Annotated in this window: 16 protein-coding genes; 9 read left to right on the top strand and 7 right to left on the bottom strand. The window is 61.2% G+C overall.

Annotated features, from left to right (window positions below):
- Nucleotides 1-349: 349 nt before the first annotated feature.
- Nucleotides 350-3109: a magnesium-translocating P-type ATPase gene (gene mgtA, locus I6L40_RS01410; RefSeq protein ID WP_216994889.1), complete on the top strand. Its 2760-nt coding sequence runs from the start codon at nucleotides 350-352 to the stop codon at nucleotides 3107-3109.
- 128 nt (nucleotides 3110-3237) lie between these two features.
- Here the strand turns inward: mgtA and I6L40_RS01405 are convergent, their stop codons facing one another.
- From I6L40_RS01405 to I6L40_RS01380, 6 genes are all read right to left on the bottom strand, one after another.
- A complete protein-coding gene (locus tag I6L40_RS01405) occupies nucleotides 3238-4347 on the bottom strand; it encodes a YeeE/YedE thiosulfate transporter family protein (RefSeq protein WP_201908947.1) in 1110 nt (369 codons plus the stop codon).
- A 130-nt stretch (nucleotides 4348-4477) separates the two neighbouring features.
- Nucleotides 4478-6097 (bottom strand): methyl-accepting chemotaxis protein, encoded by a 1620-nt coding sequence (locus I6L40_RS01400; RefSeq protein WP_071913726.1) that lies wholly within the window; start codon nucleotides 6095-6097, stop codon nucleotides 4478-4480.
- A gap of 142 nt (nucleotides 6098-6239) precedes the next feature.
- Nucleotides 6240-7142 carry an EamA family transporter RarD gene (rarD, locus tag I6L40_RS01395; protein ID WP_071913728.1) on the bottom strand — a complete coding sequence of 301 codons (903 nt, stop codon included), beginning with the start codon at nucleotides 7140-7142 and terminating at the stop codon, nucleotides 6240-6242.
- Between the two features lie 113 nt (nucleotides 7143-7255).
- Nucleotides 7256-7426: a hypothetical protein gene (locus tag I6L40_RS01390; RefSeq protein WP_005341999.1), complete on the bottom strand. Its 171-nt coding sequence runs from the start codon at nucleotides 7424-7426 to the stop codon at nucleotides 7256-7258.
- 125 nt (nucleotides 7427-7551) lie between these two features.
- A complete protein-coding gene (locus I6L40_RS01385; RefSeq protein WP_043850693.1) occupies nucleotides 7552-9048 on the bottom strand; it encodes an aldehyde dehydrogenase in 1497 nt (498 codons plus the stop codon).
- A gap of 124 nt (nucleotides 9049-9172) precedes the next feature.
- Nucleotides 9173-9715, bottom strand: a complete 543-nt coding sequence (locus I6L40_RS01380) for a cupin domain-containing protein (protein ID WP_041209486.1) — start codon at nucleotides 9713-9715, stop codon at nucleotides 9173-9175.
- A gap of 186 nt (nucleotides 9716-9901) precedes the next feature.
- On the opposite strand from I6L40_RS01380, the gene I6L40_RS01375 reads away from it, so the two are divergent.
- From I6L40_RS01375 to I6L40_RS01350, 6 genes are all read left to right on the top strand, one after another.
- Nucleotides 9902-11233, top strand: a complete 1332-nt coding sequence (locus I6L40_RS01375; protein WP_204384684.1) for an aspartate aminotransferase family protein — start codon at nucleotides 9902-9904, stop codon at nucleotides 11231-11233.
- A 91-nt stretch (nucleotides 11234-11324) separates the two neighbouring features.
- A complete protein-coding gene (locus I6L40_RS01370; RefSeq protein WP_201913327.1) occupies nucleotides 11325-12821 on the top strand; it encodes a CoA-acylating methylmalonate-semialdehyde dehydrogenase in 1497 nt (498 codons plus the stop codon).
- Between the two features lie 83 nt (nucleotides 12822-12904).
- On the top strand, nucleotides 12905-13633 hold the full coding sequence (locus tag I6L40_RS01365) for a glutamine amidotransferase (protein ID WP_216994888.1): 729 nt from the start codon (nucleotides 12905-12907) through the stop codon (nucleotides 13631-13633).
- A gap of 155 nt (nucleotides 13634-13788) precedes the next feature.
- Nucleotides 13789-14760 carry a LysR substrate-binding domain-containing protein gene (locus tag I6L40_RS01360; protein WP_216994887.1) on the top strand — a complete coding sequence of 324 codons (972 nt, stop codon included), beginning with the start codon at nucleotides 13789-13791 and terminating at the stop codon, nucleotides 14758-14760.
- A 106-nt stretch (nucleotides 14761-14866) separates the two neighbouring features.
- A complete protein-coding gene (locus I6L40_RS01355; RefSeq protein ID WP_019445767.1) occupies nucleotides 14867-15706 on the top strand; it encodes a PfkB family carbohydrate kinase in 840 nt (279 codons plus the stop codon).
- A gap of 321 nt (nucleotides 15707-16027) precedes the next feature.
- Nucleotides 16028-16480 (top strand): Rrf2 family transcriptional regulator, encoded by a 453-nt coding sequence (locus I6L40_RS01350; RefSeq protein ID WP_033114760.1) that lies wholly within the window; start codon nucleotides 16028-16030, stop codon nucleotides 16478-16480.
- Between the two features lie 53 nt (nucleotides 16481-16533).
- On the opposite strand, the gene I6L40_RS01345 is transcribed toward I6L40_RS01350, so the two are convergent.
- Nucleotides 16534-17055: a ferredoxin-type protein NapF gene (locus I6L40_RS01345; RefSeq protein WP_033114761.1), complete on the bottom strand. Its 522-nt coding sequence runs from the start codon at nucleotides 17053-17055 to the stop codon at nucleotides 16534-16536.
- Nucleotides 17056-17196: 141 nt separating this feature from the next.
- Here I6L40_RS01345 and I6L40_RS01340 point away from each other — a divergent pair, with 141 nt between their 5' ends.
- Both I6L40_RS01340 and rmuC read left to right on the top strand, forming a co-directional pair.
- Nucleotides 17197-17412, top strand: coding sequence for a hypothetical protein (locus I6L40_RS01340; protein ID WP_033114762.1), 216 nt, complete (start codon nucleotides 17197-17199; stop codon nucleotides 17410-17412).
- Complete coding sequence (rmuC, locus tag I6L40_RS01335) at nucleotides 17409-18749, top strand: DNA recombination protein RmuC (RefSeq protein WP_216994886.1); 1341 nt, start codon at nucleotides 17409-17411, stop codon at nucleotides 18747-18749. The genes I6L40_RS01340 and rmuC overlap by 4 nt, the downstream gene beginning before the upstream one ends.
- The last annotated feature ends 86 nt before the right edge of the window (nucleotides 18750-18835 follow it).

Here is an 18835-nt window from a genome sequence, read left to right as displayed (position 1 = left end):
TGATTTTCGTTATCACTTACTGGCACTGCTGGCGGATACCCGTATCCGGTATGCGCCCTGGCAAACTCGGAGGAAAACCGATGACCGAAGAGCCCAAACCTCGACCCTCGGGGTCCACGCCTCCCCACTCCTGATCCCCCAGCGGGGACGGGATGCGGTGTCCTGACCCCTGATCTGACCCAACCATGCTGGTTAGCGCGACGGCAGACATTTGTCTGACGGGCCGCCCCGTGCGCGGCGATTGAGCGCATCGGTAGCGTGTTGGGTTCACAGCCTTTGATATCAGCACTGACGTCAGGCCAGGCCCGCGACGGGGCCCGCCTGTGCGTAAAAATCAGGATAAATAGTCATGAAACAACATACCGTCAGCCGGCACAAGCAGAAGGGCTTTGTTGCGCCGGGTACGCAGAGAGAGAAAATCCCCTCCCGGGTGCTCGACGAGGCCGACAAATCCCTCGAGTACACCCTCACCGCCGTGCGCAGCAACATCGACGGTCTGACCGCGACCGAGGCAGCCAATCGGCTGGCCGAGTTCGGTCTCAACGAGGTGAATCACGACAAGCCGCCCCATGCGCTGATCCAGCTGCTGCAGGCGTTCAAGAACCCCTTTGTAATGGTGCTGATCGCGCTGGGTCTGGTCAGCTACGTCATGGATGTACTGATGGCCGAGCCGGGTGACGAGGATTGGGTCAAAGTGATCATCCTCGGCGTGATGGTCAGCCTGAGCGGCCTGCTCCGTTTCTGGCAGGAGTATCGCTCTGCCAAGGCGGCCGAGGCGCTCAAGTCACTGGTACGCAATACCGCCACCGTGCAGCGCCGTCCCTCGCCGGGGGCGACACCCCAGCGCAAGGAGGTGGCGATGACCGAGCTGGTGGTCGGTGACATAGTGCACCTGCAGGCGGGGGACATGATCCCGGCCGACATCAAGCTGATCGAATCCCGCGATCTCTTCATCAGCCAGGCTGTGCTGACCGGCGAAGCACTGCCGGTCGAGAAGTACGACACTCTGGGCGCTGTGGCCGGCAAGTCGGCGGAAGGCTCCGGTGCTGGCGATGGCGGGATGCTCGATCTGCCCAACATCTGCTTTATGGGGACCAACGTGGTGAGCGGTACCGCCCGCGCCGTGGTGGTGGCCACCGGCAGTGACACTTACTTCGGTTCGCTGGCCCGCAATGTGGTGAGCCACAAGCGCATCGAGACCAGCTTCGATCGCGGGGTGAACAGCGTCACCAGGCTGCTGATCCGCTTCATGCTGGTGATGGTGCCCATCGTCTTTATGCTCAACGGCATCAGCAGTGGTGACTGGATGTCGGCACTTACCTTCGCGCTGGCGGTGGCGGTGGGTCTCACCCCAGAGATGCTGCCGATGATTGTCTCCGCCAACCTGGCGCGTGGCGCGGTGGCCATGGCCAAGCGCAAGGTGGTGGTGAAGCGGCTCAACTCGGTGCAGAACTTTGGTGCCATGGACGTGCTCTGCACCGACAAGACCGGCACCCTGACCCAGGACAAGATCATCCTCGAGCACCACTACGACGTGCGTGGCAATCGGGACGACCGGATCCTGCAGCTGGCCTGGCTCAACAGCTTTCATCAGAGCGGCATGAAGAACCTGATGGATATCGCGGTGATCGAACACGCCGATGCCCTGGGTGAGAGCTGCAAGCCGGCCAACTATGGCAAGGTGGACGAGCTGCCGTTCGACTTCGTGCGCCGTCGCCTGTCAGTCATTGTGCAGGACGATCTGGGCCAGCAGCTGATGGTCTCCAAGGGGGCGGTGGAAGAGATGCTGGCCGTCTCCGGCCATATCGCCGATGGCAAGGAGATCCGCGCACTGACCGACGCCGATCGCCGTGCCTTGCTGCGCCAGAGCGAGGAGTTCAACGCCGAGGGCTATCGGGTGCTGATCGTGGCAACCCGCGAGATCCCGGCGGGCGAGCGCAAGCAGAGCTATCGCACCGGTGACGAGGTCAATCTGGTGGTGCGCGGCTTCCTCACCTTCTTCGATCCGCCCAAGGATTCGGCTGCACCAGCCATCCGCGCGCTGAACGACTATGGCGTGGCGGTCAAGGTGCTGACCGGTGACAACCCCATCATCACCAGCAAGGTGTGTCGCGATGTGGGGCTGGAGCCCGGCGTGCCGCTGCTCGGCAAGGATATCGAAGGGATGGACGACGTGGCGCTGTGCGAGGCGGTCAAACAGACCACCATCTTCGCCAAGCTCACCCCGCTGCAGAAGTCGCGGGTGGTGAAGGCGCTGCAGGCCAACGGCAATACCGTCGGTTTCCTTGGTGACGGCATCAACGATGCGCCGGCGCTGCGGGATGCGGACGTGGGGATCTCGGTGGATAGCGGTGCCGACATCGCCAAGGAGACCGCCGACATCATCCTGCTGGAGAAGAGCCTGATGGTGCTGGAGGAGGGGGTGATCAAGGGGCGCGAGACCTTTGGCAACATCTTGAAGTACCTCAACATGACCGCCAGCTCCAACTTCGGCAACGTATTCTCGGTGCTGGTGGCCTCCGCCTGGTTGCCCTGGGCACCCATGCTGGCGATGCAGATGCTGATCCAGAATCTGGTGTATGACGTCTCCCAGATGCTGTTGCCGTGGGACAAGATGGACCCCGAGTTCCTCAAGCGGCCGCGCAAGTGGGAGGCGAGCAACATCAAGCGCTTCATGCTGTGGCTTGGCCCGACCTCGTCGGTGTTCGATATCAGCACCTACTGCCTGATGTGGTTCGTGTTCGGTGCTGGTGCCCTCTATGCCACCGCCAACGGCAGCATGGATCCGCTGGTCAACGGTCAGGCCATCATGAACTCCGGCTGGTTTATCGAGGGGCTGGTGTCGCAGACGCTGGTGGTGCATATGCTGCGTACCCGCAAGATCCCGTTCCTGCAGAGTACCGCTACCCTGCCGGTGCTGCTCTCCACCTCGATCGCCATTGCTATCGGCTGCTACCTGCCGTTCTCGCCTGTGGCTGAGCACTTCGGCTTCATCACTCTGGATGGGCCCAAGTACTTCATGTGGCTGGTGATCACCATGCTGGCCTACATGGGGCTGACCCAGACCGTCAAGACCATCTACATCAAGCGCCACGGCCAGTGGTTCTGATGAAGAGTTAGCAAAAGGCCGGAGTGATTCCGGCACGACAGAAAAAAGAGAGCCAGTCCGCGCAAGCGGACTGGCTCTCTCTATTTGGTGTGACCCGACTCCCTTGTTGGCGAGTACCGGCCTGTGGCTCAGAGCTTGAACAGCGGGCGCAGGCGGATGCCGATCAGGCTGCCGGCGAGGGCCATCAGCATCCAGACCCAGCCGTGCAGGCTGCCGGAGGCTGTGCCGTCGAAGAAGCCGCCGAGGTTGCAGGCGCTGTACATGGCGCCCATCCCCATCAGCAGGCCGCCGAGGATGGATGCCAGACTGTTGCCGATCCGCATCGGGGCGAAGTTACCGCCACCGCTGATGCAACGCGCCAGCATGGCCCCCAGAATGCCGAGCCAGAACATGCCGACCATGGGATTGATGAAGAGTGGCTGGGCCAGCTTGGGGTTGCCCTCGAACAGGCCGAACAGGGAGGCGCCGCGCAGCGCCATGTCATAGACGGCGCCTGTGATGGTCCAGGCCGAGCCGTGCAGGGCGACGACAGTGGAGTTGAGTATGGCGATGATGATGCCGCCGGTCAGCACGGTGAAGCGGCCATCGCGCCAGAACAGATTGCCGCCGCTGAAGAGGGGCTTGAGCTCGCCGGTGCGCTTGAGTTCGCTCTTGCGAAACAGCAGGAACAGCGCGGCGACCAGCGCCAGGTTGAGCAGCATACCGCTCCAGATATTGCCGGTCAGATCCTTGGCCAGCACCACATGGCTGGAGAAGGTGGCCTCCAGTTCGGGGCGGAACTGGTTGCTGATTAGGGTGCCGATGCCGTAGCAGATCAGCACCAGCCAGAAGCGGGGTTGTCCCTCGCCGCAGCAATAAAGAGTGCCGGTGGCGCAGACGCCTGCCAGCTGCATGCCGATGCCGAACAGGAAGGCACCGACGATGAAAGGAATGCCGATAGCCATCACGTTACCCACCATGGCATCGCCAAACAGGGCGTGACTAAAGGAGAGGAAGGTGGTGAACAGCAGAATTTCGATGGCGATGGTGAGCAGGTGAACCCGCACGTAGTAACTGTTGCGCTTGGTCAGCATCTCGCGCCAACCGAACACGATGCCGAAGCGGCTGAAGGAGAGGGTGAAGCCGAAGCCGAATCCGATCAGGGCCATCAAAGCCCATTTCATACCAAAGGTGTTGCCGAGCCAGAGTAACGCTCCCCCCGCGATTGCCACGATGGGGAGCGACCATTTTCGATTCATGCCAGTTGATCCTTGTAGTTGGTTATTGAAGGGGCGGATCCTATTCCCTCATGGAGCCCAACACCACCCATTTTGCCAGTGATTGAAAAGATGGGTGGTGGAGTCGCTCGACTATGGCCGGCCGGGTGATTCAGTGCTGCAGGGTGTCGAGATGGAAATGACGGGTCTGTTTGGTCAGGATGCGGGCATGCTGGGCCACCATGGTCGCCTCTTCGGCGGCGTGGCTGGCGTTTTGATTTACCTCGGTTGCCAGTCGGGACAGTTCGCTAACCTGATGATGGATCCCCTGCACAAGCCGGGTTTCATCGCCTATCAGTTGATCGACCTGAGCGATGCGCTGATTGACCTCCTCGCAGCTCTGTTCTATCTGGGCGACGCTCTGGCGTGCTGTCACCGCGTGGGTGACTGCCTGTTCGACCCGGGCCAGTTCGGTATCCATCTCGTTGGCGGCGCGCTGGCTGACATCCTGGATCTTGCCGATGATGGTATTGATCTCGGTAGTGGCGCTGCCGGTGCGGGTCGCCAGCGAGCGGACTTCATCGGCCACGACGGCAAAACCGCGCCCCTGTTCGCCTGCCCGGGCTGCTTCAATCGCGGCGTTGAGCGCCAGCAGATTGGTCTGCTCCGCAATATCGTGAATGGCGCCAGCCAGCCCGGCAATCTGCTGCGAAAGGCCAGCCAGATCTGAAATGGTGCTGGATACCCGCTTTACTCCAGTGGCTTGCTCATCGATCACCTGCTCCACGGTGCGCATGGCGCGCGATGCTTCTTGTGCCCGCTCGGCTGACTGGAGGGTTCGCTCCCCCACTTGATGGAGTTGGTTACCCGCCTGCTCAATGGAGTGAGTGAGCTGTTCGATAGCCTGTTCGATATGTTGAGCTGCCCCGACCTGCGCCTGGCTGTCATCGGTGTACCGTTGTGCCATCGACGTCAGGTTGGTGGCACGATCATCGAGAGTGCTGGCGCTGCGCTGCAGCGACTCGACCAGGGTGGCAAGCTGATCGCGCATGGTTCCGATCTGGCGGATTAGCTCGCCGATGGCATCGAGGCCAGGTTCCGGCATGGGACGGTTCAATTCCCCTTCGGCAATGGCGGCGGTGGCCTTGCCGGCGGCCATCAGTCGCTGCTGGGTGGGGCGCCCCAGCCAGAAGATGAGTCCGCCGCCCAGCAGAGCAGCGCACAGCAACAAGCCATAGCAGAGCCGGGTTGTACTGGCGAGATGGGCCATCTGCTCGGCGGCATACTGGTTGCCGCTGATGACGGTGGCATCCACTCCGATCCGGTGGGCGTTATAGAGGGTTCGCAGGCGTGCGGCGATGGCACCCGCCTGTACCAAATCGCCTGTCTTGATTGCGGGTACAAATTGCGTATTGAGCAGTTGCCAGAACAGCTCCCCCTGCTGTTTCTGTTCCCCCAATAGCAGCAGCTTGAGTGGCTCGTTCAGGTTGCTCTCCTGCCAGAAGCGGTTGCGCTCTTCGAACTCCTTTTGCAGGCGAGCGAGAGTCTGTAGCAACCCCTCCCGCTCCTCCGGTTTGGCATGGAGCAGGGTATAGACCTGCAGTTGGGATTCGATGAGGTAGAGCGGAGGTGGCAGGATGTCGGCGACCACGTCCTTGCCTTGTCCCATCTGGTCGGCTGCACTCCTGAGCGAATAGAGACCAAAAAAACTGATTGATATCAGTACGATAATGACCAGCACCCCAAGCAGCTGGCTAAAGAGCAGTGAACGGTCGTGAATTTGCCTGAACATGATGCCTCCATGCGGTGTTGTCCATGGATAGCATAGCGTCATTATCAGGAAGGTGATTCAATCGTGACTGGCGTGAGATGATGAGAAAAGTTCTGCTGCCGAGGTTTGCCCCGGCACGACGGCCGGGGCAGGATGACAGGGTTTACTCTTTGGTCGGTGCAGACTTGGTGTTGCCGCTGCGCAGCCCATCCAGCGTAAAAATCACCAGCGCGCTCCAGATGCAGGCGAAGGTGATGAGCTTGTCCATTGCCAGCGCCTCACCGTAAAGGGTGACGGCCAGGATGAACATCATGCTGGGGCCTATGTACTGGAAGAAACCCAGGGTGGAGAGCTTGAGCCGGGTGGCCGCCGCGGTGAAGCAGAGCAGTGGAGCCGTGGTGACGGCGCCGGCGGCGATCAGCAGCAGGTTGAGCTGCCAGCCGTTCTCCGTCATGTGGCTGGTCGGGCTGTCGGCGATGCCCCACAGGTAGAAGGCGGCCGCTGGCAGCATGATGAGTGTCTCCAGCAGCAGGCCGGTGAGTGCATCGAGGGCCAGCTTTTTGCGCACCAGACCATACAGAGCAAAGCTCGAGGCCAGCACCAGCGCGATCCAGGGCAGGGAGCCGAAGGCGATGAGCTGGATTGCCACCCCGATAAAGGCGAGGGCGACCGCCCACCACTGCAGGCGGCGCAGCTTCTCGCTCAGGAACAACATACCCAGCAGCACGTTGAACAGCGGATTGATGTAGTAGCCGAGGCTGGCATCCAGCATATGGCCATTGTTGATGGCCCAGATGAAGAGCAGCCAGTTGCCCCCCACCGTGAAGGAGGTAAAGGCGAGGGTAAGCAGCACTTTCGGCCGACGCAGCACCGCCTGCACCTTGTGCCACTGGCGGCCCAGCAGTACCAGTACCATCAGCAGGGCGCAGGACCAGATCACCCTGTGGGTGAGGATCTCGATGGCCGGCACGGCGGCAATGGTTTTGAAATAGATCGGGGCTATGCCCCATAGGGTATAGGCGCTCAGGGCGTAGATGATCCCCTCGCGCTGGGTCTGTTGCGACATGCAGATAGCCTTCACTGGAGTGCAGATGTTGGAAAAACATCGCAAGAAATCAGTGTAGCGATCCTTGTGCGGGGAAAGAAGCGAATAAAGCGAAGTCTGGGGGAGGAGGGGGATCAGCCTTTACCGCGGCGGATCTTGTCCACATCCATCAACAGCCACAGCATCAGGGCGATAGCGGAGATCCAGGGGCCCCAGGTCACGTAGGCCTCGCCGTGCCCCAGCACGAAGAAGAGCAGGGGCAAACCGATCACCAGAAACAGGACACTTCCCAGAAAAAATAGCATTTTTGTCTTTATATTTAATGGCTTGCTTATTTGATGATTATATCGATTGTGCCGCCTGATGGAAGACCGAAATGCAAAAGGGGGGATTTCTCCCCCCTAGCTGATGATGATGGCTGTTTATCCCCTTATTCGAGCTGGATCCAGGTACTTTTCAGCTCGGTATATTTCTCCAGCGCGTGCAGCGACTTGTCGCGACCGTTGCCGGACTGTTTGAAGCCGCCAAACGGCATGGTCATGTCGCCGCCATCCCAGTTGTTGACGAAGACGGTGCCGGCGCGCAGGGCGCGTGAGCCCTTGACCGCCTTGTTGAGATCCGCCGTCCAGATTGCCGCGGCCAGTCCGTAGTCAGTATCGTTGCCGAGCGCGATAGCCTCCTCCAGCGTATCGAAGCCGGTCACAGCCAGCACCGGGCCGAAGATCTCCTCGCGGAAGATACGCATCTGCGGAGTGACTTCATCGAAAATAGTGGGTTCGATATAGAAGCCGCCGCTCACTGTGTTGGTGCGGTTGCCCCCCAGCAGCAGCTTGGCCCCCTCCTGTTTGCCAATTTCGATATAGCGCAGCACCTGCTCCATCTGGATGTGATCCACCATGGCGCCGATGCGGGTAGCGGGGTCGAGCGGGTTGGCCGAGATCCACTCGCGGGCATGGGCCAGCAGTCGCTCCATAAATTGCGGCTTGATGCTGTTTTGCACCAGCAGCCGGGAGGCGGCGGTACATACCTCGCCCTGGTTGTAGAAGATGGCACCTGCGGCGCTTCTGGCGGCAGCGTCCAGATCGGGCACGTCAGCCAGAATGATGTTGGGGCTCTTGCCGCCGCACTCCATAAAGGCGCGCTTGAGGTTGGACTTGCCAGAGCACTCCACCAGATGCTTGCCGATTTTGGTGGAACCGGTGAAGGTGATGCAATCCACATCCATGTGCATGGCCAGCGCCTCGCCTACGGTATGGCCAAAGCCGGGCAGCACGTTGAATACGCCGTCGGGAATACCCGCCTCCTTGGCCAGACCCGCGATGCGCAGGGCGGTCAGGGGGGACTTTTCGGAAGGCTTGAGGATCACCGAGTTGCCGGTGGCGAGCGCCGGGCCCAGCTTCCAGCAGGCCATCACCAGCGGGAAGTTCCACGGCACGATGGCGGCGACCACCCCGAGTGGTTCGCGGGTTACCAGCGCCAGTGCCGATTCCTCGACCGGTGCGACCTGATCGTAAATCTTGTCGATCGCTTCGGCGTTCCAGGCGATGCAGTTGGCAGCGGCCGGAGCGTCATAGCCCATGGCATCGCCGATAGGTTTGCCCATGTCCAGCGACTCCAGCAGCGCCAGCTCCAGTTTGTTGAGGCGCATCAGTTCGGCGAAGCGCTGCATGATCTGCTTGCGCTGTTTCGGTGGCAGGCCGCTCCAGCGTTTATCATCGAATGCGGCACGAGCGGCCTGTACCGCCAACTCGGCATCGGCGGCGTCGCAGGCGGCCACTTTGGTCAGCAGCTTGCCGTTGGCCGGGTTGATGCAGTCGAAGGTGGCGCCATTGATGGCATCCCGATAGCTGCCATCGATAAAGGCTTGCGAGGGCAGGGTCAGGTGGGAGGCCTTGTGTTGCCACTGGGCCAGGGTCAGGTCACTCATGTTCACTCCTTGAACCGGCAAAAGTCACTATCCGCGTATCAATATGCTAAACATCCTGCCGCTTGTAAATCCATTTTGTAACAATTCATTAAACATTGGGCTGTTTTTAACCGATGCCAGTCAGTTAGAAACTGGCGGGAGTATTGGCTGAAATCAGCACGCACTCCTGCTCGCCCACGTTGCGAAAACGGTGGGGGGTTCGGCTGTCGAAGTAGTAGCCATCGCCCGGCGTCAGCAGGTAGATCTGCTCGCCGACGGTCACCTCAACCTCGCCCTTGATGACGATGCCGCACTCTTCACCCTCGTGGCTCAGCATGTCGTCACCGGTGTCGGCTCCGGCAGGCAGGATCTCCTGCATCATGCCGATGGCGCGGTTGGCACGGCTGTGGCCTACCAGTCGGTAACTGATGGGATGGGTGCCGAGATCCGGCATATCGGCGGCGCGAAAGACCACTTCGGAGTCCATTTCGGTCTCGTCGGTAAAGAAGCTGGCCAGCGACATGGGGATCCCTTCCAGCACCTTGCGCAGGGAGGCAACCGACGGGCTCACCTGATTTTTCTCGATCTGGGAGATGAATCCGTTGGTTACGCCGGAGCGTTTGGCCAGCTCGCGCTGGGAGAGGCCGGCTTTGGTGCGAACCGCCTTGAGGCGGTGGCCGATATCCATCGATAGACACTCCTTGACTGTTTACTATTATTAAATTTGTGTTAAATATCTTATACCACCCCGTTTAGCACAGCTAGTTGGGGTGAGATCAGATAGGGCCATAATGAGCCCTTTTTTAAGGATTCAGGTGTTTAATTTAATAGGCAATGGCCGATAGTTGCTAAACACCTTAAGGATGAGGTGACCATGAAACCGATCAGCGACATCAATACCCCCTCCGACATGTCCGCCTTCTGGATGCCGTTCACCGCCAACCAGCAGTTCAAGGCGGCGCCGCGCATCCTGAAGTCGGCGGAGGGGATGTATTATCACTCAGAGGATGGCCGCAAGATACTGGATGGCACTGCCGGACTCTGGTGTTGCAACGCGGGCCATGGTCGGCGCGAGATTGCCGAGGCGGTCTCCCAGCAGATTTCCCACCTCGATTTTGCCCCCACTTTCCAGATGGGCCACCCCCTGCCGTTCGAGCTGGCCAACAAGCTGGTGGAGATCGCCCCCAAGGGGTTCGGTCACGTCTTCTATACCAACTCCGGCTCCGAGTCGGTCGATACCGCGCTCAAGATTGCGTTGGCCTGGCAGCGGGCCCGCGGTCAGGGCACACGCACCCGGCTGATTGGCCGCGAGCGTGGTTACCACGGGGTCGGTTTCGGTGGCATCTCGGTGGGGGGCATTCCCGGCAACCGCAAGTGGTTCGGCTCCCTGCTGACCGGGGTGGATCATCTGCCCCATACCCTCAACATCGCCAAAAACGCCTTCACCAAAGGGCTGCCCGAGGAGGATGTGGCGCTGGCCGACGAGCTGGAGAAGATCGTCTTTCTGCACGATGCCAGCAATATCGCGGCGGTGATCGTCGAACCCATCGCTGGCAGTACTGGCGTGCTGATGCCCCCCAAAGGCTACCTCAAGCGGCTGCGGGAGATCTGTACCAAGCATGGCATCCTGCTGATTTTTGACGAGGTGATCACCGGTTTCGGCCGCCTCGGCTCCCCCTTTGCCGCCCAGGAGTTCGATGTCATCCCCGACATGATCACCTGCGCCAAGGGGCTCACCAACGGCGCTATCCCGATGGGGGCGGTGCTGGTGCAGAAGCACATTTATGACGACATGATGACGGCAGGCAAGGGGGCCATAGAGCTCTTCCACGGCTACACCTACTCCGGCCATCCGGTGGCTGCTGCTGCGGGTCTGGCGACCCTCGAGATCTATCGCAACGAGAACCTGCTCAGCCGCGCCGCCGATCTGGCGGGCTACTGGGAGGAGGCGGCCCATTCGCTGAAGGGCTGCAAGCATGTGAAGGATGTGCGCAATTATGGGCTGGTAGCGGGCATCGAGCTGGAGTCCATGCCGGATGCGCCTGGCAAGCGCGCCTACGAGGTGTTTGTCCGCTGCTTCGAGAAAGGTGCGTTGATCCGGGTCACCGGCGACATCATCGCCCTGTCGCCACCCCTCATCATCGAGCGCAGCCAGATCGACGACCTCTTCACCCTGCTGCAGGATGCCCTGCAGGCCCAACCCTAACCCATTTGGTGGCCCTGCTCTGGCGGGGCCTTGCGTTGCCTCGTGTTGACGAGCGCTGCGCCACCACGACATCAGTCATCACGGAGGATACATGACATACAGGGTCAGCAACTTCATCAACGGCCAACCGCAGGAGAGTCGCAGCGAGCGGCAAGGGGCCATCTTCAATCCCGCCTGTGGCAAGCAACAGGGGAGCGTGGGGCTTTCCAGCGCCGCCGAGTGTCAGGAGGCGATCGCCATCGCCGAGCGCGCCTTTGCCGACTGGTCGCAAACCCCGCCGCTGGTGCGGGCCCGGGTCTTTTTCCGCTTCAAGGAGTTGATGGAGCAGCACAGAGATGAGCTGGCCCAGCTCATCAGTCGCGAGCACGGCAAGGTCTTCTCCGATGCGCAGGGTGAGCTGACCCGCGGGCTGGAAGTGGTGGAGTTTGCCTGCGGCATCCCCCATCTGCTCAAGGGGGAGCACTCCCTCAACGTCGGCCGCGGGGTGGACAGCTACTCCATGATGCAGCCGGTCGGGGTCTGCGCCGGTATCACCCCGTTCAACTTCCCGGCCATGGTGCCGCTCTGGATGTTCCCGGTCGCCATCGCCTGCGGCAATACTTTTATTCTCAAACCCTCCGAGAAGGATCCCTCCCTCTCGCTGCGGATGGCCGAGCTGCTCAAGGAGGCCGGTCTGCCGGACGGCGTGCTCAACGTGGTGAACGGTGACAAGGAGGTGGTGGATGTGCTGCTTACCGACCCGCGAGTAGGTGCCGTGTCGTTTGTCGGCTCCACCCCCATCGCACAGTACATCTATGCCACCGCCTCTGCCCACGGCAAACGGGTGCAGGCGTTGGGCGGCGCCAAGAATCACATGGTGGTGATGCCGGATGCGGACCTCGATCAGGCGGTCTCCGCCCTGATGGGGGCTGCTTATGGGGCGGCGGGTGAGCGCTGCATGGCTATTTCGGTGGCCGTGGTGGTGGGTGACGAGACCGCCGATGCGCTGGCGGCCAAGCTGACGCCGCTGGTGGAAAAACTGCGGGTGGGTCCGGGGCTGGGCCAGAGCCCGGAGAACGAAATGGGGCCGCTCATCAGCAAGGAGCATCTGGCCAAGGTGCGCGGCTACGTGGATCAGGGGGTGGCCGAAGGGGCCGCGCTGCGGGTCGATGGTCGCACGCTGAGCCACGACGAGGGTTACTTCATCGGTGGCTGCCTGTTTGACCAGGTGACCCCCGAGATGCGCATCTACCGCGAGGAGATCTTCGGCCCTGTGCTCTCCATCGTGCGGGTGCCGGACTACGAGACGGCGCTGCGCCTTATCAACGAACACGAGTATGGCAACGGTACCGCCATCTTTACCTGTGATGGTGACACCGCGCGGGACTTCACGGCGCGGGTGCAGGTCGGTATGGTAGGGGTGAACGTCCCCATTCCGGTGCCGATGGCGTTTCACAGCTTTGGCGGCTGGAAGCGCTCCATCTTCGGGCCGCTCAACATGCACGGGCCGGATGGGGTTCGCTTTTATACCCGGATGAAGACGGTCACGGCGCGCTGGCCACAGAGCCTGCGCAGTGGTGCCGAATTCTCCATGCCAACCATGAAGTGAGCCCAAGGCTCGCTACCATGACTTGATTCTCTTGCCCCCGCAGATCGCTGGTCTGCGGGGGCACTTCTGTAAAGGAGCAACAGATGCGATTGGGAATTCTCGATTGTGACCGGCTGGATCCCGATCTGGCGGATTGTTTTGGCCCCGTCTACTCCGAGATGTTTATCAGGGGGTTTCAGCCGCTGGCACCCGAGCTGGAGTTTCGGGTCTGGTCAGCCATCGATGGCGAGTTGCCGGAGGATATGCATGAGTGCGATGCCTGGCTCATCACTGGTTCGCGCCACGACGCCTACAGCGATATCCCCTGGATCCAGGCGCTGCGCGGCTGGATCCGCCGTGCCCATGATGCCGACGTCAAGCTGGCCGGGATCTGTTTCGGCCATCAGGTGATCGCCCAGGCGCTGGGGGGTGAAGTGGTGAAATCCACCAAGGGGTGGGGGCTGGGGGTATCGGTTCACCCCATGCTGGAAGATGCCCCCTGGATGGCGCCGGCGCGGGATCATATCCGCATTCTGGCGAGCCATCAGGATCAGGTGGCGCTGCTGCCACCCGGAGCAACCCGGCTGGCGGGCAACGATTTTTGTCCCAACTTCATGTTCCTGCAGGGGGACAACATAGTGGCCATTCAGGGGCACCCGGAGTTCTCGGTGGAGTACAACCGGGCGCTGATCGAACGGCGCCGTGGCCTGCTGCCCGACGAGCGTTACCAGAGCAGCCTCTCCTCGCTTGAGGGGGAGGTGGATTCGACCACCATGATGCAGTGGTTGCTGCAGTTTTTGGGGATCCTGCCGCTGCGGGCCGGCGCGGCCTGAGCCCGGTTTGTCAGCGACCCCCTTCGGGTGCTAGATTTTGTAGCAAAATGAAGGATCAAGCGCTGCGATGTCGGGTTCGGATGATACACTGGCCGCCCTTTGTGGCGGCCTGTTTGTCTGGCGTGATCGCCGCACCAGCTTGAGAGGGTGAAGCCTTGAAACTACAGCAATTGAAGTACTTGATCGCGATCCGGGACCACAACCTCAACGTCTCGGTGGCATCCGATGCGCTCTATACCAGCCAGCCCGGGGTCAGCAAGCAGATCGGCCTGCTGGAGAGCGAGCTGGGAGTGCGGATCTTCGAGCGCCGTGGCAAGCATCTGCACCGCATTACCCCGGTAGGCGAGGAGATCATCAAGTGTGCCGAGGCGATGCTCAACATCGAGAGCAAGATCAAGGCGATCTCCCGCGAGTATCTGGATCCGACCGTGGGCACCCTCAACATCCACACTACCCACACCATCGCCCGCTATCTGCTGCCCAAATCGGTTACCTACTTCACCAAGAAGTACCCCAAGATCTCGTTCCACCTCCATCCGGTGATGTCGGCGAGCAAGGAGCAGATCAGCAAGGGCTACTCCGATTTTTCCATCGTTGCCCACGAGATTGGCTTCGACAAGGAGCTGATCGCGCTGCCCGCCTACCTTTGGACCCTCTCGCTGGTGGTGCCGCAGGATCACCCGCTGGCCAAGGTGAAGACGCCGACGCTGGAGCAGCTCTGCCACTACCCGATCCTCAGTTACGAGAGCGGAGCCACCGGTCGGCAGGTGCAGGACGAGGTGTTTCAGGCGGCGGGGCTGACCCCGAGCTACTACATGACGGTAATGGATGCCGGAGTGATCAAGCGCTATGTGGAGCTGGGTTTTGGCATCGGCATCATCTCCTCGCTGGTGGCCAACGACACCGACAGCCCCGGGCTGGTCTCCATCAATCTGGAGCACCTGTTCAAGCCCTGCCCTGCCCAGATCTGCTTCAGCAAGAGCATCCTGCTGCAGAACTACATGTATGACTTCATCAGCTCCTTCTCGCCCCACCTCACCAAGGAGGTGATCCAGAGCGTGATGCAGCAACCGACCCAGGCGCGCATCGACGAGCTGCTGGCCGGGGTAGAGCTGCCCATCTATTGATCCCGATCGGATTCCCGATCGCTGCCGGTTGTCTCTTCTGTCAGGCTGGGCTCTACTCGGGGTTCAGCCTGTCTCTTTTGGGCTATCTCCATCGTCCGAGGTCTCTATGTCCCGCATTCTGCTGCTTGCCAATCTCAACTGTGATCATGTGCTATCCCTCTCCGAACCGCTGGTGGCGGGGGCCCGGCTGCAATATGTGGATCAGGGGCGCAGGTTGGGGGGCGGCGCAGCCAATACCGGCATCGGGCTGGTGTGGGCAGGTCACGAGGTGACCATCGCCTCCCGCATCGGGTTGGACGAGACCGGCGACTGGCTGCTGGAGCAGGCGGCCGGTTACGGGCTGGATTGCAGCCATGTGGAGCGCTTTGGCGGCGAGACCGGTGAGCTGCTGATCCTGGTGGACTCCACCGGCGAGCGCACCATACTGCGCCGCCCACGACGCCCCGATCTGCCCGGTGATCTGCCGCTGGAGGGGATCGACTGCCTCTACGTGAACTATCCCGGTACCGCCATCATCAGCTACATGCGCCAGATGCTCGGCAAGAGCTTCGTGGTGGCCCAGTATCCCAAGGGTGGCCAAGCGCGCCGTCCCTGCCACGTGCTGGTGGCCTCTCGCTCCGATCTCGGCGAGGTGAGCGACCCCTGGCAACACGCCCGTCAGCTGGCGGGGGAACAGCTCGAGTGGCTGGTGTTGACCGAAGGCAAGGCGGGCGCAGTGGCCATCCATGGTGAGGAGCAGATCAGGGTCGCCGCCCGGCCAGTCTCGGTGGTCGATACCACGGGGGCAGGGGATGCTTTCGCTGGCGGATTGATCCATGGTCTGGCACGAGGCATGGCGATCAAGGATGCCTTGCAGTGTGCGGTGGACTGGGGCGCGTTTGCTGTCGCCTCCGAGAGTTCCATCCCCTCGGTCGCGCTGAAAAACTGGCTGAAGCAGCCCCACTGATGCCCTGTTCATTCACTGTTCGAAGGGGGATTTCCCCTCTTGTGTGTTGGGGGCGGCAGCGAGGAATTTCGGGAAATTTAGCCGCCAGAATGGAGGCAAACGCCGGGCTAACCCGGCAAGTTTGCGATCAATCAAAGAAAGTGTCGATTTATGTGCATCTTCATCGACACCCGGTTGTGCTGCTCTTAACCTTGTCACTCCGCAACTCAGATTAAGAGACAGGCCCCCCTCTGGTGGACAGAGGCAAACCGGTTGTCTCCTGCCTCTTAGCTCAATGTTGTCGTCCTTATTCCTGGCTTGTAGTAAGAGGCAAGTGCGACCATGCAACTGACACGATTTACCGACTACGCCCTGCGTACCCTGACCTTCCTGGCGGTGCAGCCGGGCGATCGCCTGTCGACCATTACCGAAGTGGCCGATACCTTCGGCATCTCTCGCAACCACGTGGTCAAGATAGTGCACCAGCTCGGCATCAAAGGGTACATCGAAACGGTGCGTGGCAAGCATGGCGGTATCCGGCTCGGTCGCTCCGCGGTCTCCATCAACCTGCGCGATGTGGTGATGGACATGGAGCACGTGCTCTGTCCGGTCGACTGCAAGCGCGAGAACTGCCGTCTCTCCGGTGGCTGCCGCATTCAGGGCATTTTGCGCCGCGCCATGAACGCCTTCCTCGAAGTGCTGGGTGAGTACACCCTGGCCGATGCGGTACGCGATCCGAACCGTCTTTGCCATCTGCTGGGCATCGAGCAGGAGTCCATTCTGGCGATGGCCTGATGGGCTGGAAGCAAGAACAGAAAGGAAAGGGGCCTGATGGCCCCTTTTGTTTGTCAGCGATTGCCCGGCTGGCGGATCAGGGTGATGGCGCCGTGCAGACAGGCGAGGCCGCAGGCACCGCAGCCATTGCAGGCATCCATGTTGACGTTGATGCCATCGGCTGTGGCCTTGATTGCCTGCTGGGGGCAGGCATCTTCACAGAGCAGGCAGTAGAAGCCCTGACGGGCCTGACAGCTCTCTTCAATCTGGACCCGGGTCTGCACCTGACGGCCCAGTTGCAAGTCGAGTGCTCCGGTCGGACAGGCTCTGGCGCAGCTGCCGCAATAGCTGCACTGGCCGCAGGCGAGATCGAGCACCGGGGTGCCGGCAATCGGGCTCCCCTCGTACTCCTCCTGGGTGGCCGGTTTGAGCAGACCGCGCGGACAGGCCTTGAAACACTCGCCACAGCGGGTGCAGAGGGTGAGGTACTGGGACTCCTCGATCGCCCACGGCGGGCGCGCTTCATGGCAAACCACCGCGGGTTTGCGTGAAGCTTGCCAACCTTGTGTCAGCCAACGGAGGAAATAATGAGTCATGCCCACCCCTGATACCTATTAGGGGTTAATTTTATCGAAGTTTGCGAGGGCAGGCCAGAGAATAGCAGCCGTCAGGATCGCAAGGGCTGTTGCCCTTGTGTAAGCTAGGCGGGTCTCTTTTCCGTGATTGAATGAAAACATATGTGGTTATTTCTCTGGCGTTCGTCCCTGCTCTATATCTTTCCCCTGCTGATGTGGGGCTACTGCCGCATCAAGGGCATCGAGTTCGTTGAGCTCGATACCGGGGTCAACAGCCACAAGTGGGTGGTGCTCGCCGCCTACCTCATCTACGTGCTGCTCTGGCTGCTGGCCAACCGCTATCTCGAACTCTTCCTGCGTCAGCGGAGCCGTAAATGATCGAGCCCGGGCTCTGGGTCATCCTGCTGCCAGCCGCCCTGCTGGCACTCGGAACAGGCTGGCTGATTGGCCGGCGCAGCAGCACGGCGCAGACTCAGGAGCTGCTGCTGGCACAGGAGCGTTATCAGGCGCTGCAGGAGCGTTTTGACGAGTTGCAGGATGAGCGGCAACAGGGGCAGCAGAAGCTGGATCAGCAGCAGACCCTGCTCATCAAGCTCACCGCCCGTCTCAAGGATGCGGAAGCAACCCTGCGCAGCGAACGGTTGGCCGCCGCCGAGAAGCTGCAACTGCAACAGGAGGCGGAGCTGCGCCTCAGCCAGCAGTTCGAGAACCTTGCCAACCGGATCTTCGAGCAAAACTCCGGTAACTTCCGTGAACTCAACCAGAACAGCCTCGATCTGCTGCTCACTCCACTCAAGGAGCAGCTGGAGGGTTTCCGCCGTCAGGTAGGGGAGACCCACGCGCAGGAGACGGCCCAGCGCCACAGTCTCAAGTTCGAGCTGGAGCGCCTCGCCGAGCTCAATGCCCGCATGACCGAAGAGGCCGCGGCCCTGACCCGCGCCCTCAAGGGCGACAGCAAGCAGCAGGGCAACTGGGGTGAAGTGGTGCTGGCGCGGATCCTCAGCGAGTGCGGTCTGCGCGAAGGTCACGAATACCACACCCAGGTCAATATCGAGGTGGAGAAGGGCAAGCGCTACCAGCCCGACGTGATCGTCCACTTGCCGCAGGAGAAGGACATCATCATCGACGCCAAGGTGTCGCTGACCGCCTACGAGCGCTGGTACAACGCCGATGACGAGCTGGAGAAGGCGGTGGCGCTGAAAGAGCACGTCGCCTCGGTGCGCAATCATATCCGCGAGCTGGGCCGCAAGGATTACCAGCAGTTGCCCGGGGTGCGTACCCTCGACTATGTGCTGATGTTCGTGGCGGTGGAGCCCGCCTTCCTCACCGCGATGGAGGCCGATCCCTCGCTGGTGCGTTACGGTCTCGACAACAATATCCTGCTGGTGAGCCCCACCAATCTCATGGTGGCGCTGCGCACCATCGAGAACCTGTGGCGCTACGAGCGGCAGAACCAGAATGCCCGCCAGATTGCCGAACGGGCCGGTCGCCTCTACGAAAAGCTGCGGCTGTTTGTCGAGGAGATGCAGCAGATGGGCGGCAGCCTGCACAAGGCGCAGGAGAGCTACGACAAGGCGATGGGGCGGCTGGTCAACGGCCGTGGCAACCTGATTGCGCAGGTCGAGCGTTTCCGCGAGCTGGGGGTGGAGGTGACCAAGAGCCTGCCCGAGCCGCTGGTGGAGCGGGCGCTGGAGCGTGACAAGGAGCGGGAGTAGTTTTCCCCTGTACTGCCATCAGCCAAGGCCCAAACACGGTTTGGGCCTTTTGCTATCTGCCAGCTCGCCCCTGCTGACTCATCATC

Origin of the sequence: Aeromonas sp. FDAARGOS 1410, assembly GCF_019048745.1 — a bacterium.
Taxonomy (GTDB): Bacteria; Pseudomonadota; Gammaproteobacteria; order Enterobacterales; family Aeromonadaceae; genus Aeromonas; species Aeromonas jandaei.
Note: the sequence above shows the minus strand (reverse complement) of the source record. Positions and strands in the feature narration are given on the sequence as shown.